Genomic DNA, 16,667 nt, shown 5'->3' on the forward strand with positions numbered 1-16,667 from the left:
TGCCCAGATTCAGCGGGCGTCGCCCATCACCAGGCCTTCCCGGCGCGGGTCGGCGCCGCCCACCCAGCCTGGCTGTGCGCGCATGATGGCCGAGAGTCCGCTGGACTGGTCGGCGACGTTGACCCGGTGGCCCAGCTTGCGCAGCCCCGCGACCAGCGGATCGTGATCGCCCTGAGCGCCGGGTGGACCTGAGGCGTCGACCACGGGATGCTCGCCGCCGACATTGGTCTCCGGGGTGTTGGCGGCACCGAAGTCGACCATGGACACCGCCTGTTGTGGGTCCAAGCCCCAATCGAGCATGCCGACAATCGTTTTCACGACGAACTGGATTATCACCGAGCCGCCCGGGGAGCCCAGCACCGCGTACAGCGGCCCGCGCCCCGGCCCCGTTTTGTCGAACACCAGCGTCGGCGCCATGGAACTGCGTGGCCGCTTGCCCGGCTGCACACGGTTGGCCACCGGGACCCCCTCGGGGCTCACGGGATCGGCAGCGAAGTCGGTGAGCTGGTTGTTCAGCAGGAAGCCGTCGACCATGTGGAACGAGCCGAACGACGATTCGATGGTCGTGGTCAATGACGCCGCATTGCCGTAGCTGTCGATGATGCTGACCTGACTGGTGCCGTGTTCACGCGCGGGTGCCGCGGTGGCAGGCGGACCGAATTTGCCGGGCTGCGCCGTGCCCATGGTGTGCTGCTGAGAGATCAGCGCCGCGCGTCCGGTCAGGTAGGCGCCGCCCAGCAGGGTCTGGGGGGTGCCGCCGGGCAGCGGCACGAAGTCGGTGTCGGCGACGTAGCGGTCGCGGTCGGCGTAGGCCAGCCGCTCGGCCTCGGAGACCAGATGAACTCCCATCACGGTGGGGCGTCCGCCGTTGAGGTCGACGTCGGTGGGCCGGTCGGCACTCATCGCGAAGTGCTCCAGGATGCCCAGCGTCGCGGCCACGGCCATACCGCCGGACGACGGTGGTGGCATGCCGCAGATCTCGCGGCCGCGGTACCCGGTGCACAGCGGCGGCCGTTCCTTGGCGGTGTAGCCGGCAAGGTCCTGCTCGGTCATCAAGCTCGGAGTGCGCCCTCCGGAGGTGTCGGTCGCCGCCGCGACGATGGCCCGGGCGATGTCGCCGGTGTAGAAGGCCTGGGCGCCACCCGACCCGATGGCGCCGAGTGTTTTGGCGTAGGCGGGGTTGGTCAGCCGGGTGGCCACCGGTTTGGGGCTGCCGTCGGGGTGCAGCAGGTATGCCGCGGCCGCGGGGTCGCCGCGCAGTTGGGGCGCGGCGTCGGCGATGGCCTCGGCCATCCGGGGGCTGACGTCGAAGCCGTCGTCGGCCAGTCGCACCGCGGGCTCGAACAGCTCACGCCACGGCTTCTTGCCGAAGGTGCGGTGGACGTCGTCGAGCATCCGCACGATGCCCGGTACGCCGATCGAGCGTCCCGAGGCCCTGGCATCGGGACGCGGCGCGGCGCGGTCGGTATCCGAAATCCACCGCAGATAGTTCTCGGTGGCCGCGGCAGGCGCGGTTTCGCGGCCGTCGAACGTCCGCACCGCCCCGGAGGCGGCGTCGTAATAGACCAGGAAGCCGCCACCGCCGATGCCGGAGGACTGCGGCTCCACGAGGCCCAGCACGGCCTGCGCGGTCACCAGGGCATCCGCTGCGGTGCCGCCGTCGCGCAACACCTTGCAGGCGGCCTCGGTGGCAAGGGGGTTCGCCGTGGCCACCGCGTAGGTGGCGGTGTGAACCGCGGTCATGTCACGGCGGTAGCCCGTCGCCACTTCGGGATTGGTCGCCAGGTTTGCCGTCGTGCCCGGCGCGGGCGGTGGCGCGGGAGCGGTCGGGGTCTTGGGTGTCGGGGTGCCGTTGGAGGCGATCGTGCACGGTGCGGGCGTGGTCGCGCTTCGGCGCTGACTGTCGCCGGCGCATCCGCCGAGAACCAACACGACGCCAGTGAGCAGGGCGATGACCAATCGCGTGGACGCCAGCATCCGCACCCTCTCGACGGTAGCGGAGATCAGTCGGATCGCGGCAGTAACCTTGAATCCGTGCCCGATCCAGCGACATACCGGCCGGCGCCCGGATCGATCCCAGTTGAACCGGGCGTCTACCGGTTTCGCGATCCCCACGGGCGGGTCATCTATGTCGGCAAGGCCAAGAGCCTGCGCAGCAGACTGACGTCGTATTTCGCCGATCTCACCGGCCTGGCGCCGCGTACCAGGCAGATGGTGATGACGGCGGGAAGCGTCGAGTGGACGGTGGTGAACACCGAAGTCGAGGCGCTGCAGCTCGAGTACAACTGGATCAAGGAGTTCGATCCTCGCTTCAACATCCGCTACCGCGACGACAAGTCGTATCCGGTGCTGGCGGTCACGCTCAACGAGGAATACCCGCGGTTGATGGTGTACCGAGGCCCGCGCAAGAAGGGCGTGCGCTACTTCGGTCCGTACTCGCACGCCTGGGCCATCCGCGAAACCCTCGACCTGCTCACCCGGGTGTTCCCGGCGCGTACCTGCTCGGCCGGAGTTTTCAAGCGGCACAACCAGATCGGGCGTCCGTGCCTGCTCGGGTACATCGACAAGTGCTCGGCTCCCTGTATCGGAAGGGTCACCGCCGAGCAGCATCGGCAGATCGTGCTGGACTTCTGCGATTTCCTGGCAGGCCGCACCGATCGGCTGGCCCGCGACCTGGAGCAGCAGATGCTCGCCGCGGCCGAGGAACTCGACTTCGAGCGGGCAGCGCGCTTGCGGGACAACATCTCTGCGCTCAAGCGGGCGTTGGAGAAGCAGGCGGTGGTGTTCGGCGACGGCACCGACGCGGACCTGGTGGCCTTCGCCGACGACGATCTGGAGGCCGCCGTCCAGGTGTTCCACGTCCGCGGCGGGCGGGTGCGCGGCCAGCGCGGCTGGATCGTGGAGAAGTCCGGTGATCCGGAGCAGTCCGGGCAGGAGCAGTTGGTCGAGCAGTTCCTCACCCAGTTCTATGGCGACCAGGCCGAGCTGGGTGGGGCCGCCGACGAGGCGACCAATCCGGTGCCGCGCCAGGTGCTGGTGCCGGTGCTGCCGCCCAACGCCGACGAGCTGGCGGTCTGGCTGTCGGGGTTGCGCGGCTCACGGGTGGCGCTGCGGGTCCCGGTGCGCGGTGACAAACGCGCGCTGGCCGAGACCGTGCAACGCAACGCGCAGGAGGCGCTCGCCCAGCACAAACTCAAGCGAGCCGGGGATTTCAACGCCAGATCCGAAGCTCTGCAGAGCATCCAGGACTCGCTCGGGCTGGCCGACGCGCCGCTGCGCATCGAGTGCATCGACATCAGCCACGTGCAGGGCACCGACGTGGTGGCGTCGCTGGTGGTCTTCGAGGACGGGCTGCCGCGCAAGAGCGACTACCGCCACTACGCCATCCGGGAGGCGGCGGGGGAGGGACGTTCCGACGACGTGGCTTCCATCGCCGAGGTCACCCGGCGGCGGTTCCAGCGTCACCTCGCGGACATCAAACCCGATGCGACGGCCGAGCAGCGGCCGCGCCGGTTCGCCTACCCACCCAACCTGTTCGTGGTCGACGGCGGCGCCCCGCAGGTCAATGCCGCGGCGGCGGTGCTCGAGGAGCTCGGCGTCCACGATGTCGCGGTGATCGGGTTGGCCAAACGTCTCGAAGAGGTGTGGGTGCCCGCCGAGCCCGATCCGGTGATCCTGCCGCGCACCAGCGAAGGGCTGTACCTGCTGCAGCGGGTGCGTGACGAGGCGCATCGCTTCGCCATCAGCTACCACCGCAGTAAGCGGTCCAAGCGCATGACGGCGTCGGCCCTCGATGCGGTGCGGGGGCTGGGGGAGAATCGGCGCAAGGCGCTGGTGACCCATTTCGGATCCGTGGCCCGGCTCAAAGAAGCGACCGTGGAGGAGATCACCGCGGTGCCGGGTATTGGTGTCGCGACGGCGCGGGCCGTGCGGGAGGCGCTGAGCGCGCCGGATTCCGGCGCAGCCGCAACCGTTATCCAGGATGATCGAGCGAGGGGCAGTGCGATGACAGGGGCGGACATGGACACCAGTGAACGGCAGGCGGATCGGGCGTGACAGAACAGCCACATCGGGACCCTCTCGACAGCACCGGGGCGGTCGCCGATTCCGGCATCGACGTGGTCCTGGTCACCGGCTTGTCCGGGGCGGGACGCGGCACCGCGGCCAAGGTGCTCGAGGACCTCGGCTGGTACGTCGCCGACAATCTGCCGCCCGAGCTGATCGCCCGGATGGTCGAGTTCGGGCTGGCGGCGGGGTCGCGGATCACCCAGTTGGCGGTGGTGATGGATGCGCGGTCCCGCGGCTTCACAGGCGACCTGGATTCGGTGCGCAACGAGCTCGCCACGCGGAACATCACACCGCGGGTGCTGTTCCTGGAGGCGTCCGACGCCATCCTGGTGCGCCGCTACGAGCAGAACCGGCGCAGTCACCCGATGCAGGGCAATCAGACCCTGGCCGAGGGGATCGCCGCGGAGCGCGCGATGCTGGCCCCGGTCCGTGCGGTGGCCGACCTCGTGATCGACACGTCGGCGCTGCCGGTGCCTGCACTGCGGGCGAGCATCGAGCGGGCCTTCGGCGGCGAGGCGGTGTCAGACACCAACGTGACAGTAGAGTCGTTCGGCTATAAATACGGGTTGCCGATGGACGCCGACACGGTGATGGATGTGCGGTTCCTGCCCAATCCGCACTGGGTCGACGAGCTGCGCCCGCACACCGGCCAGCATGCGGCGGTACGGGACTACGTCCTCGGTCAGCCCGGCGCCCACGAGTTTCTGGAGACCTACCATCGGCTGTTGGATGTCGTGATCGAGGGCTACCGCAGGGAGGGGAAGCGCTATATGACCGTGGCCATCGGGTGCACCGGGGGCAAGCATCGCAGTGTCGCGATCGCCGAAGCCCTGGCGCAGCGGTTGGCGGGCGGCGACAAACTCACGGTGCGGGTGTTGCACCGGGATCTGGGTCGCGAATGAGCGCGCCGCGCATCGTCGCTCTGGGCGGTGGACACGGCCTGTACGCGACGTTGTCGGCGGCCCGGCGGCTCACGCCGCACGTGACCGCGGTGGTCACCGTGGCCGACGACGGTGGCTCGTCAGGCCGGCTGCGTTCGGAGCTGGACGTCGTCCCACCCGGCGATCTTCGAATGGCATTGGCGGCGTTGGCATCCGACAGTCCGCACGGCCGGCTGTGGGCGACCATCATCCAGCACCGCTTCGGCGGCAGCGGAGCGCTGGCCGGGCACCCCATCGGGAACCTGGTCCTGGCCGGGCTCAACGAGGTCCTCGCCGACCCCGTGGCCGCGCTCGACGAACTCGGCCGCATCCTCGGGGTCAAGGGGCGGGTGCTGCCGATGTGCCCCATCGCGCTGCAGATCGAGGCCGACGTGGCCGGGCTGGAATCCGATCCCCGGATGAGCCGGGTGATCCGCGGTCAGGTTGCCATCGCGACGACCGTCGGTCAGGTGCGCCGCGTGCGGTTGCTGCCGGGTGATCCGCCGGCCACACGCCAGGCCATCGACGCGATCATGGCCGCCGACCTAGTGGTGCTCGGCCCGGGCTCGTGGTTCACCAGCGTCATCCCGCATGTGCTCGTGCCCCAGTTGGCGGCCGCCCTGCAGGCGACGACGGCGCGCCGCGCGTTGGTGCTGAATCTGGTGGCCGAGCCCGGTGAGACGGCGGGCTTCTCGGTGGAACGTCACATCCATGTGCTGGCCCAGCATGCGCCGGAGTTCACGGTGCATGACATCATCGTGGACGCCAGCAGCGTGCCGAGCCAGCGCGAACGTGAGCAGCTCAGCCGCACGGCCAAAATCCTCAACGCCCGCGTTGAGTTTGCTGACGTGTGCCGACCTGGTACACCTTTACATGACCCGGCGAGGTTGGCCGCGGCCCTGGAAGGCGTCGGCCTGCGCGCCAAGACACCCGACGGCGGCATCGTGCAGGAACCCACGGTTCCTACGCCCACCGCCAGGTCGGTTGATGTCATGCGGCAGGAACCGATACCGAACAGATCGAGAGGGGACGATCCGTGGCGATGACAGCCGAGGTCAAGGACGAGCTGAGCCGGCTGGTGGTCAATTCGGTGAGCGCTCGCCGCGCCGAGGTCGCGTCGCTGCTGAGGTTCGCCGGCGGATTGCACATCGTCGCTGGCCGCGTGGTGGTGGAAGCCGAGGTGGATCTCGGCATCATCGCGCGCAGGCTCCGCAAGGACATCCACGACCTCTACGGCTACAACGCGGTGGTGCACGTGCTGTCGGCCAGCGGTATCCGCAAGAACACCCGCTACGTGGTGCGCGTGGCCACCGACGGCGAGGCGCTGGCGCGGCAGACCGGCCTGCTCGATCTGCGTGGCCGCCCCGTGCGCGGGCTGCCTGCCCAGGTGGTGGGCGGCAGCGTCGGCGACGCCGAGGCCGCCTGGCGAGGAGCGTTTCTGGCGCACGGTTCGCTGACCGAGCCCGGCCGGTCGTCGGCGCTTGAGGTCAGCTGCCCGGGGCCCGAGGCCGCGCTGGCCTTGGTGGGCGCGGCGCGGCGGCTCGGTGTCAACGCCAAGGCTCGCGAGGTGCGTGGCAGTGACCGCGTGGTGGTCCGCGACGGTGAGGCCATCGGCGCTCTGCTGACCCGGATGGGCGCTCAGGACACCCGGCTGACCTGGGAGGAACGCCGGATGCGCCGGGAGGTGCGGGCCACCGCCAACCGGCTGGCGAACTTCGACGACGCGAACCTGCGCCGGTCGGCACGCGCTGCGGTCGCTGCCGCCGCCCGGGTCGAGCGGGCGTTGTACATCCTGGGAGACGGGGTGCCCGACCACCTCGCGGCGGCGGGCAAACTGCGCGTCGAGCACCGGCAGGCCTCCCTGGAGGAGCTGGGCCGGCTCGCCGACCCACCGATGACGAAAGATGCTGTGGCAGGGCGGATTCGGCGCTTGCTGTCGATGGCCGACCGCAAGGCCAAGCAGGATGGCATTCCGGACACCGAGTCGGCGGTCACCCCGGACCTGCTCGACGACGCCTGAGCCGGTTCGGCTACCTCGCCAGCAGCGCCCAGCCGACACCGAAAGCCGTCAGCACCGACACCGCGGTGAGCGGCAGACCGAACCGCACGAAGGCCGCCGAGGTGTACCCGCCGGGGCGCATCACCATCAGGTTGGACTGGTGGCTGAACGGGTTGAGGAACGTGAACGAGATGCACGTTCCGACCAGGATCAGCAGCAGCACCGGATTCAGCCCGGTGGAGGTGGCGATGGTCAGCACGACCGGCGTCAGGATCGCGGCCGCGGCCGCGTTGGTGACCACATTGGTCAGCAGCGTGGTGCCCACCACCACGACGAGCACGACCAGCGGGATGCTGCTGCCCGACAACCGCAGGATGGCGTCGGAGATGTAGCCGCCCAGGCCGCTGTTCACCACGATCGTGCCCAGGCCGATCGACCCGGCGATGATGGCCAGGATGTTCCAGTTCAGCGCCCGCACCGCGGAACGCGGCGTGAGCACCCCGGTGAGCACCATCAGGACGGCCCCGGTGACGGCGACGAGTTCGACGGCGGCCAGGCCCAGCGATCCGGCGACGATGACGGCGGTCAGGATGGCCAGGGCGATCCAGGTCTTGCCGGTCTGCGGGGCCGTGCCGGTGGCCTGCTGCCAGAGCCCGACAAGCGGTTGGTCGGACAGTGCCTCGGCCGAACTGGCGGTCACCAGACACAGTTCCCCGGGTTCGGCGTGGGCCTCGCGCAGCAGCTGGTCGGTCTGCGCCGCGACCACCACGATGTCCTCGTCCTCCTCGAGATCGCGCACCGTGGCCTGCTCGTTGTTCGCCACCGCCACGAGGTAGAGGCGCTGCGGCGACAGCCCGAATCGTGGACTGCCCCAAAGCATTCGGACGCCGTCCTCGGTGCATTTGTAGACCAGGACGTCGTCGGCGGCCAGCACGGAATCAGGAGCCAGCGCCTTGCCCCAACGGCGGATTTCCAGCAGCTGGTATTCCAGCGTGGTGTGCACGCCCAGCTCCGCGGCGGTGCGGCCGATCGCGATGGCATTGACCGAGACCGGAATCTCCGCGCGCCAGGACAGCTCCCGCTCCGCCTCGTCGGCACGCCCGCGCAACATGACGGGGGCGGTGACGAGCAGGACCAGCCAGCCGATGATCGCGACCGGCACGGCAACAGGGACGAACGAGAACATCGACAGCGTCACGCCCGACGGCGCGGCCAGTGCGGCGATCAGGAGGTTCGAGCTGGTACCGATCAGGGTCGCCGAACCGGCCAGTGTCGTGGCGTGCGCGATCGGCAACAGGACGCCGCGCGCCGGAACCCCGGACTGCTGCTGGAGTTCTTTGGCGGCCGGGATGAGCATCGCCACGATCGGCGTGGTGTTGATCAGCGCCGAGACGAAACCGACCGGCGGGATCAACCGGCGCAACGCCTGACCGGCGGTCGTGACCCCGGACAGCAACCGGAACGTCACGCGGGACACCACGCCGGTGTGCAGCACACCTTTGGCGATGACCAGCATCGCCGCGATCGTCACGACCCCGCCGTTGCTGAGGCCGGCAAACAGCTCGCTGGGCGTGGCGATCCCCAGGAGTCCGGCTGCCACCAGCGCACATATCAGCGCCAGTACCGCGGGTGTTCGGCCGGTTGTCATCACGATCAACGTGATGACGATGATCACCGCAGCGGTCAGTGCCATGCCCAGATTGTCAACCAGACCGGTCGGCAGCGCGTGAGGGCACCCACGGCGAGTTGCGCAGGTCCTGCACTGACCAGATCGCGCGTACTGAGATCGGCACCACTAGGCTGTTGCGCGAGCAGTCCACTGGCGACAAGGGAGAAATCACGTGACCATCCGGGTAGGCGTCAACGGCTTCGGCCGCATCGGCCGCAACTTTTACCGGGCCGTTGCGGCGCAGCAGGCCGAGGGCCAGAACACCGATATCGAGATCGTGGCGGTCAACGACCTCACCGACAACGCCACCCTGGCTCATTTGCTGAAGTTCGACACAATTCTGGGCCGGCTGGCGCAGGACGTCAGCCTGGAGGGCGACGACACCATCGTCATCGGCGACACGAAGATCAAGTCGCTGGAGGTCAAGGAAGGCCCGGCGGCCCTGCCGTGGGGTGACCTCGGCGTCGACGTCGTCGTCGAGTCCACCGGCATCTTCACCAACGCCGCCAAGGCCAAGGGCCACCTCGATGCGGGGGCCAAGAAGGTCATCATCTCGGCGCCGGCCACCGACGAGGACATCACCATCGTGATGGGCGTCAACGACGACAAGTACGACGGCAGCCAGAACATCATCTCCAACGCGTCGTGCACCACCAACTGCCTCGGCCCGCTGGCCAAGGTCCTCAACGACGAGTTCGGCATCGTGCGGGGTCTGATGACCACCATCCACGCCTACACCCAGGACCAGAACCTGCAGGACGGCCCGCACAAGGATCTGCGCCGCGCCCGGGCCGCCGCGCTGAACATCGTGCCGACCTCGACCGGTGCCGCCAAGGCCATCGGCCTGGTGCTGCCCGAGCTCAAGGGCAAGCTGGACGGCTACGCCATGCGCGTGCCTGTCCCCACGGGCTCGGTAACGGATCTGACGGCCGATCTGGCCAAGTCCGCCACCGTCGCCGAGATCAACGCCGCGATGAAGGCCGCTGCCGAGGGCCCGCTCAAGGGCATCCTGAAGTACTACGACGCGCCGATCGTGTCGAGCGACATCGTCACCGACCCGCACAGCTCGCTGTTCGACTCGGGCCTGACCAAGGTCATCGACAACCAGGCCAAGGTCGTCTCCTGGTACGACAACGAGTGGGGCTACTCCAACCGCCTCGCCGATCTGGTCGCACTGGTCGGCAAGTCGCTCTGAGCCAGAGCGAAGCGACGGGATAAAGCAACTGTGGCTGTCTCCACTCTGTCTGATCTGCTGGCCGAGGGTGTGGAAGGTCGGGGCGTGTTGGTTCGCTCCGACTTGAACGTGCCGCTCGACGACCAGGGCAACATCACCGACCCGGGCCGCATCATCGCCTCCGTCCCGACGCTGAAGGCGTTGGCCGAGGCGGGCGCCAAGGTCGTCGTCACCGCCCACCTCGGTCGCCCCAAGGGCGGCCCCGACGCCAAATTCTCGCTGGCCCCGGTCGCCGTGGCGCTGGGGGAGAAGCTGGGCAGGCACGTGCAGCTGGCCGGTGACGTGGTCGGGACCGACGCGCTGGCCCGTGCCGAGGGCCTCACCGACGGCGACGTGCTGCTGCTGGAGAACATCCGCTTCGATCCGCGTGAGACCAGCAAGGACGACAGCGAGCGGCTGGCGCTGGCCAAGGAACTCGCGGCGCTCGTCGAGGGTGCCGACGGGTCACCGGGTGCCTTCGTGTCTGACGGCTTCGGGGTGGTGCACCGCAAGCAGGCGTCGGTGTACGACGTCGCGACGCTGCTGCCGCACTACGCGGGCACGCTCGTGGACGCCGAGGTCAAGGTGCTCGAGCAGCTGACCAGCTCGACCGAGCGGCCGTATGCCGTGGTCCTGGGCGGCTCCAAGGTGTCGGACAAGCTTGCGGTCATCGAGAACCTCGCCACGAAGGCCGACAGCCTCATCATCGGCGGCGGTATGTGCTTCACCTTCCTTGCCGCGCAAGGTGTTTCGGTCGGAACCTCGCTGTGCCAGGAAGAGATGATCGACACCTGCAAGCGCCTGCTGGAGACCTACGCGGACGTGATCCACCTGCCGGTGGACATCGTCGTCGCCGACAAGTTCGCGGCTGACGCCGAGCCCGAGACGGTCGCTTCGGACCGCATCCCGGACGGAAAGATGGGACTCGACATCGGCCCCGAGTCGGTCAAGCGATTCACCGCGCTGCTGTCGAACGCCAAAACGGTGTTCTGGAACGGTCCCATGGGTGTCTTCGAGTTTCCGGCGTTCGCGGCAGGCACCAAGGGCGTGGCCGAGGCCATCATCGGTGCGACGGCAAAGGGCGCCTTCAGCGTCGTCGGCGGCGGCGACTCGGCCGCGGCCGTGCGGCAGCTCGGCCTGCCCGAGGACGGTTTCTCGCACATCTCCACCGGCGGCGGCGCGTCGCTGGAATACCTGGAGGGCAAAGTCCTTCCCGGCATCGAAATTTTGCAGTAGTTCGTCCACTCAAGATCAACGAGGAGACCCGTGGCTCGCAAGCCGCTCATCGCCGGCAACTGGAAGATGAACCTCAATCACTTCGAGGCCATCGCTCTGGTGCAGAAAATCGCATTTGCCTTGCCGGACAAGTACTTTGACAAGGTCGATGTGACCGTCATCCCGCCGTTCACCGATCTGCGCAGTGTGCAGACGCTCGTCGACGGTGACAAGCTGCGGCTGACGTACGGCGCCCAGGACCTGTCGAAGCATGACTCCGGTGCCTACACCGGCGACATCAGCGGCGCGTTTCTGGCCAAGCTGGGCTGCAGCTACGTCGTGGTGGGACACTCCGAGCGACGCACCTATCACCACGAGGACGATGCGCTGGTGGCCGCCAAGACCGCCGCGGCGTTCAAGCACGGACTCACCCCGATCGTCTGCATCGGTGAGCAGCTCGAGGTGCGTGAGGCCGGCGACCACGTCGAGTTCAACATCAACTCGCTGCGCGGCTCGCTTGCCGGGCTGTCCAAAGAGCAGATCGGCAATGTTGTCATCGCGTACGAGCCGGTGTGGGCCATCGGCACGGGCCGGGTCGCGAGCGCAGCCGACGCGCAGGAGGTCTGCAAGGCCATCCGCGACGAACTCGGCAACCTGTCGTCGCCCGAGCTCGCCACGGGTATCCGGGTGCTCTACGGCGGCTCGGTGAACGCCAAGAACGCCGGTGAGATCGTCGCGCAGCCCGATATCGACGGTGCCCTCGTCGGTGGTGCGTCGCTGGACGGCGAGCAGTTCGCCACCCTGTCGGCCATCGCCGCAGGTGGACCCCTGCCGTAACCCCGGAGCCGGGACCGGCAGCCTGACCAGGTACTCTGGCGGCCATGCAATTGGCGCTGCAGATCATCCTGGTCGTGACCAGTGTGCTGGTCGTGCTGCTGGTCCTGCTGCACCGTGCCAAGGGTGGCGGTCTGTCCACCTTGTTCGGCGGCGGCGTCCAGTCCAGCCTGTCCGGCTCCACGGTGGTCGAGAAGAACCTCGACCGGTTGACGCTGTTCGTCACCGGCATCTGGCTGGTCTCGATCGTCGGCGTCGCCCTGCAGATCAAGTACGCCTGACGTCTCGCGCGCACAGCGCACCCTGTCACCACCCCGCCGCGCGGGTCCACCGGTCATCCGCAATCGGATGCCAGGAACCACTCAGCACAGCCTCCTAGGATCGCCGTCGGTGCCTGAATCAGTCACCGACCAGACCTTTTTGGGGCTTAGGCGGGGTGTACGTGTTCAGACTTCTCGGCGTCGGCGCGGGTGTGGCATCCCTGCTCTGCCTGGCAGGTGGGGTCGCCGTTGCGGATCCGCTTCCGGTGGCCGACGTCACCCAGTCGGCTGACACCGACGACGGGTGGCATCTCAGCGCGTCACTGACCCGGATGACCATCAATTCGGTGCCGAACATGGCCGCGACCGCGTTCACCCGTGAAGGTTTCGTCACGGGCAAGGCCACGGCCACCATCGACGGCAACGGCGGCGTCGCCGTCAACTCGGGAACCCTGGTGCTCGGGCTCCAATTGGGCTGTCAGATCGACCTCAGCGAGGGCGCCAGCGTCGGCGGCGACGCCGACATCGGGATCAACCCCGGCATCAATGGCAACGTGCTCAACGACATCGGCCCGTACGCGGATCTCGGCGGCAACGTGTCGGTGAACCTGTTGCCGGGCACCATCACCAACATCGGACTGGGCAAGAAGGAACTCAAGGGCCGCACCGGGGAGATCGTCGTGCACGATGCGCACGTCAAGGTCGACGCGTGCGGTGGCCCGGTGTCCATCCGGTTCTTCGCCACCGCGATGATCGACACAGATAAATCCGACGACAGCGTCAACGCGTACGGGGACATCCTCTCGCTATGACGGCCCGACGATTCGTGGTGGCGGCACTGGTCACGTGGATGGCCGCAACCGTCGCCAGCGTGCCCGCGGCCAATGCCGACAACTGCACGGGCGCAGGCGATTTCGGTGCCGCCGCGGGTTGCGCGGCACCGGGCAACGGATCGGGGAAGACCGAAAGCTGGCCACCGACATCGGTCGACTGGCCGCCCGACTTCAGCTCCGACTCGGACACCGCGGGCAAGGGCACCGACCAGGCCGCAACGACCCCCATCGTGCTGCCGCCCGGCCAGCCCGCACCACACGTCAAACCATCTGGCGGACAAGGTGATTCGACCAGCACGTCGACAAGTCCCACGCCGATCGTCCCGGCGGGCGGACCACCTTCGACTGCGTCGGCCACGTCAGTCCCGACGACCACGCCGATCGTGGCGCCCGCGGTACCCACCCCGTAGGCGGATACCCACCCGTTGTGCGCGCAGTGCGCCGACCCCCGATACTGGGACACATGGCAGAGGCTTTCGACACCACCTTGTTGCCCATCGGTTCGGTGTACCGCACCCAGGTGGGACGGGAAGCCACCGAGCCGATGCGCGAGGACATCAGGCTGTTGGGCACGATCCTCGGCGACACCGTGCGCGAACAGAACGGCGAGGAGGTGTTCGACCTCATCGAACGTGCCCGCGTGGAATCGTTCCGCGTCCGGCGCTCCGAGATCGACCGAGCGGAGCTGGCCGGGCTGTTCGGCGGTATCGATGTCCACCAAGCCATTCCGGTCATCCGGGCCTTCACGCATTTCGCGCTGCTGGCCAACGTGGCCGAGGACATCCACCGGGAACGGCGCCGTGCCGTGCACGTGGCGGCAGGCGAACCCCCGCAGGACAGCAGCCTCGCGGCCACCTACCGCAAGCTGGACTCGGCTGCCCTCGATACCGCCGCCGTCGCCGACGCGCTGGCCGGGGCTCTGGTTTCGCCCGTCATCACCGCACACCCCACCGAAACTCGGCGCCGAACCGTGTTCGACACCCAGCACCGCATCACCGAGCTGATGCGGTTGCGGCTGCACGGCCAGACCCGCACCGCCGACGACCGCGATATCGAGGTCGAGTTGCGACGGCACATCCTGACGCTGTGGCAGACGGCGTTGGTGCGACTGTCTCGGCTGAAGATCTCCGACGAGATCGAAACCGGCCTGCGGTACTACCCGGCGGCCTTCTTCGACGTCATACCTCAGGTCAATGCTCAGGTGCGCAGCGAGCTGCAGAGCCGCTGGCCCGATGCTGGGCTGTTGGAGGTCCCGATCCTGCGCCCGGGTTCGTGGATCGGCGGCGACCGCGACGGCAACCCCAATGTGACGCCAGAGATCGTCCGGCTGGCCACCGGGCGGGCCGCCTACACGGCGCTCACGCACTACTTCGCCGAGATCACCGCTCTGGAGGAGGAGCTTTCGCTGTCGGTGCGCCTCATCCACGTCAGCCCGGCGCTCACTGCGCTCGCCGACGCTTGCGCCGAACCGGCCCGCGCCGACGAGCCCTACCGGCGTGCGCTGCGCGTGATCCACGGGCGCCTGACGGCCACCGCCGCCGAGATCCTCGACGAGCAGCCCGAACAGGTGCTGAATCTGGGGCTGACCCCGTACGGCACGCCCGCGGAGTTGCTCTCCGACCTCGATACCGTCGATGCTTCACTGCGCGGGCACGGGAGTGCCGTGCTGGCCGATGATCGCTTGGCGCGCCTGCGAGAGGCCGTGCGGGTCTTCGGTTTTCATCTGTGCGGCTTGGACATGCGGCAGAACTCGGAGACACACGAGCAGGTCGTCGCCGAGCTCTTGGCCTGGGCGGGCGTCCATCCCGACTACGCGTCGTTGCCGGAGGCCGAGCGGGTCGAGTTGCTCGCCGCCGAGGTGGCCACCCGCCGGCCGCTGATCGGCGAGGGCGCGCAGCTCTCGGAACTGGCGCGCAAGGAGCTCGGGATCGTCGCGGCGGCGGCCAGAGCGGTCAAGGTGCTCGGCCCGGAGGCGGTGCCCAACTACATCATCTCGATGTGCCAGTCGGTCTCGGATCTGCTGGAGGCCGCGGTGCTTCTGAAAGAAGCTGGGCTGCTGGATGTTTCGAACGGGTACTGCCCGGTCGGGATCGTACCGCTGTTCGAGACCATCGACGACCTGCAGCGCGGTTCGACGATCCTGGAGGATGCGCTGGACCTGCCGGTGTACCGCGAGATCGTCACGGCGCGCGGCAGGCAGCAGGAAGTGATGCTCGGCTACTCGGACTCCAACAAAGACGGTGGCTATCTGGCCGCCAACTGGGCTCTGTACCGCGCCGAGCTCGATCTCGTGGAGTCGGCCCGCAAGACCGGAATCCGATTGCGGCTCTTCCACGGTCGCGGGGGCACCGTCGGCCGCGGCGGCGGCCCCAGCTACGACGCCATCCTGGCCCAGCCGCCCGGCGCGGTGAAGGGATCGTTGCGGATCACCGAACAGGGTGAGGTGATCGCGGCCAAGTACGCCGAGCCTCGGATCGCACATCGCAACCTCGAGACCCTGCTGGCGGCGACCCTGGAATCCACCCTGCTCGACGTCGAAGGCCTCGGCGACGAAGCCGGGCCGGCGTACGCGGTGCTCGACGACCTCGCTGCCAGGGCCCAGCGGGCATACTCCGAATTGGTCCATGAGACACCGGGTTTCGTCGACTACTTCAAGGCGTCCACACCGGTCAGCGAGATCGGTGCGCTCAACATCGGCAGCAGGCCCACCTCTCGCAAGCCAACCACCTCGATCGCCGATCTGCGCGCCATCCCGTGGGTGCTGGCCTGGAGCCAGTCGCGCGTCATGCTGCCGGGCTGGTACGGCACCGGGACGGCGTTCGAGGAGTGGATCAGCGAAGGGGACGGGCGACTCGAGGTACTGCAGGATCTCTACCGGCGCTGGCCGTTCTTCGCGACAGTGCTGTCCAATATGGCCCAGGTGCTCGCCAAGTCCGATATGGGCCTGGCGGCGCGGTACTCAGAGCTGGTCGAGGACGAGGACCTGCGGGCTCGGGTGTTCGACAAGATCGTCGCCGAACACGAGCACACCATTCGGATGCACCGGCTGATCACCGGCCAGGACGATCTTCTGGCCGACAACCCGGCCCTGGCCCGCTCGGTGTTCAACCGGTTCCCGTATCTCGAACCGCTCAACCATCTGCAGGTGGAACTGTTGCGGCGCTACCGGTCCGGGGACACCGATGAGTTGGTGCAGCGTGGCATCCTGCTCACCATGAGCGGACTGGCCACCGCGCTGCGAAACAGCGGTTAGATCGTTGCTGCCGCAACAGCGGTTAGATCCCCGCAGTACGACGCACCACATCGACCACGCGCCGCACCGCATTCTCGGCCGTGGCCATCGGCGATGCGACAGCCTCGCCGATGTCCACGATGGCTTCGACGCGGTTGACGATGCCTTCGAGCCGCTCGACCATGGCGATCAACCGCGGAGCCAGCTCATCGATACTGGTGATGGTCCGATTGAACCGCTCGAGGGTGACATCCAAGTCGCCGATCGAGCTGTTGAGGCTGGTCACCGTGGTGTCGAGATCGGTCAACAAGGCATCGATCTGCTCGACCGTGGCGTCGGCGTTGAGCGCCGCCTGGGTCAGTGTCTTGATCCGCCGGCGCGGCGCGGGGCGGCCCCGGCTGTCGCCTCTGTCTGCCATGACAGT

At 68.2% G+C, this 16,667-nt stretch carries 14 protein-coding genes; 11 read left to right on the forward strand and 3 right to left on the reverse strand.

Annotation, left to right across the window (positions count from 1 at the left end):
- Positions 1-9: 9 nt before the first annotated feature.
- A complete protein-coding gene (locus A5784_RS08335) occupies positions 10-1,977 on the reverse strand; it encodes a gamma-glutamyltransferase family protein (RefSeq protein WP_082944716.1) in 1,968 nt (655 codons plus the stop codon).
- A gap of 57 nt (positions 1,978-2,034) precedes the next feature.
- On the opposite strand from A5784_RS08335, the gene uvrC reads away from it, so the two are divergent.
- From uvrC to whiA, 4 genes are read left to right on the forward strand one after another with little or no spacing between them, the layout of a single operon-like run.
- The gene (gene uvrC, locus A5784_RS08340; protein ID WP_064944180.1) at positions 2,035-4,056 is read left to right on the forward strand and encodes an excinuclease ABC subunit UvrC; all 2,022 of its coding nucleotides are present in this window, start codon (positions 2,035-2,037) and stop codon (positions 4,054-4,056) included.
- Positions 4,053-4,970: an RNase adapter RapZ gene (gene rapZ, locus A5784_RS08345; RefSeq protein ID WP_064944182.1), complete on the forward strand. Its 918-nt coding sequence runs from the start codon at positions 4,053-4,055 to the stop codon at positions 4,968-4,970. The genes uvrC and rapZ overlap by 4 nt, the downstream gene beginning before the upstream one ends.
- Positions 4,967-6,034, forward strand: coding sequence for a gluconeogenesis factor YvcK family protein (locus A5784_RS08350; RefSeq protein WP_064944184.1), 1,068 nt, complete (start codon positions 4,967-4,969; stop codon positions 6,032-6,034). Before rapZ ends, A5784_RS08350 begins: the two co-directional genes overlap by 4 nt.
- Positions 6,031-7,008, forward strand: coding sequence for a DNA-binding protein WhiA (whiA, locus tag A5784_RS08355; protein ID WP_082944719.1), 978 nt, complete (start codon positions 6,031-6,033; stop codon positions 7,006-7,008). Before A5784_RS08350 ends, whiA begins: the two co-directional genes overlap by 4 nt.
- Before the next feature lie 10 nt (positions 7,009-7,018).
- Here the strand turns inward: whiA and A5784_RS08360 are convergent, their stop codons facing one another.
- The gene (locus tag A5784_RS08360) at positions 7,019-8,680 is read right to left on the reverse strand and encodes an SLC13 family permease (RefSeq protein WP_064944188.1); all 1,662 of its coding nucleotides are present in this window, start codon (positions 8,678-8,680) and stop codon (positions 7,019-7,021) included.
- Between the two features lie 148 nt (positions 8,681-8,828).
- On the opposite strand from A5784_RS08360, the gene gap reads away from it, so the two are divergent.
- The 7 genes from gap to ppc all read left to right on the forward strand — a co-directional run bounded on the left by gap (position 8,829) and on the right by ppc (position 16,264).
- Positions 8,829-9,851, forward strand: coding sequence for a type I glyceraldehyde-3-phosphate dehydrogenase (gene gap, locus A5784_RS08365; protein WP_064944190.1), 1,023 nt, complete (start codon positions 8,829-8,831; stop codon positions 9,849-9,851).
- A gap of 30 nt (positions 9,852-9,881) precedes the next feature.
- Entirely contained in the window at positions 9,882-11,105 is a 1,224-nt protein-coding gene (locus tag A5784_RS08370) for a phosphoglycerate kinase (protein WP_064944192.1), read from the forward strand.
- Between the two features lie 30 nt (positions 11,106-11,135).
- Entirely contained in the window at positions 11,136-11,921 is a 786-nt protein-coding gene (gene tpiA, locus A5784_RS08375; RefSeq protein WP_064944194.1) for a triose-phosphate isomerase, read from the forward strand.
- 44 nt (positions 11,922-11,965) lie between these two features.
- Positions 11,966-12,199, forward strand: a complete 234-nt coding sequence (gene secG / locus A5784_RS08380) for a preprotein translocase subunit SecG (RefSeq protein ID WP_064944196.1) — start codon at positions 11,966-11,968, stop codon at positions 12,197-12,199.
- Between the two features lie 209 nt (positions 12,200-12,408).
- The gene (locus A5784_RS08385) at positions 12,409-12,990 is read left to right on the forward strand and encodes an MspA family porin (RefSeq protein WP_064944317.1); all 582 of its coding nucleotides are present in this window, start codon (positions 12,409-12,411) and stop codon (positions 12,988-12,990) included.
- Entirely contained in the window at positions 12,987-13,421 is a 435-nt protein-coding gene (locus A5784_RS08390) for a hypothetical protein (protein ID WP_064944199.1), read from the forward strand. Before A5784_RS08385 ends, A5784_RS08390 begins: the two co-directional genes overlap by 4 nt.
- Before the next feature lie 53 nt (positions 13,422-13,474).
- Positions 13,475-16,264 carry a phosphoenolpyruvate carboxylase gene (ppc, locus tag A5784_RS08395; protein ID WP_064944201.1) on the forward strand — a complete coding sequence of 930 codons (2,790 nt, stop codon included), beginning with the start codon at positions 13,475-13,477 and terminating at the stop codon, positions 16,262-16,264.
- A gap of 22 nt (positions 16,265-16,286) precedes the next feature.
- Here ppc and A5784_RS08400 read toward each other — a convergent pair whose 3' ends face one another.
- The gene (locus A5784_RS08400; RefSeq protein ID WP_064944203.1) at positions 16,287-16,661 is read right to left on the reverse strand and encodes a hypothetical protein; all 375 of its coding nucleotides are present in this window, start codon (positions 16,659-16,661) and stop codon (positions 16,287-16,289) included.
- Positions 16,662-16,667: the final 6 nt, after the last annotated feature.

The organism is Mycobacterium sp. 852013-50091_SCH5140682, from assembly GCF_001665685.1.
Classification (GTDB): Bacteria; Actinomycetota; Actinomycetes; order Mycobacteriales; family Mycobacteriaceae; genus Mycobacterium.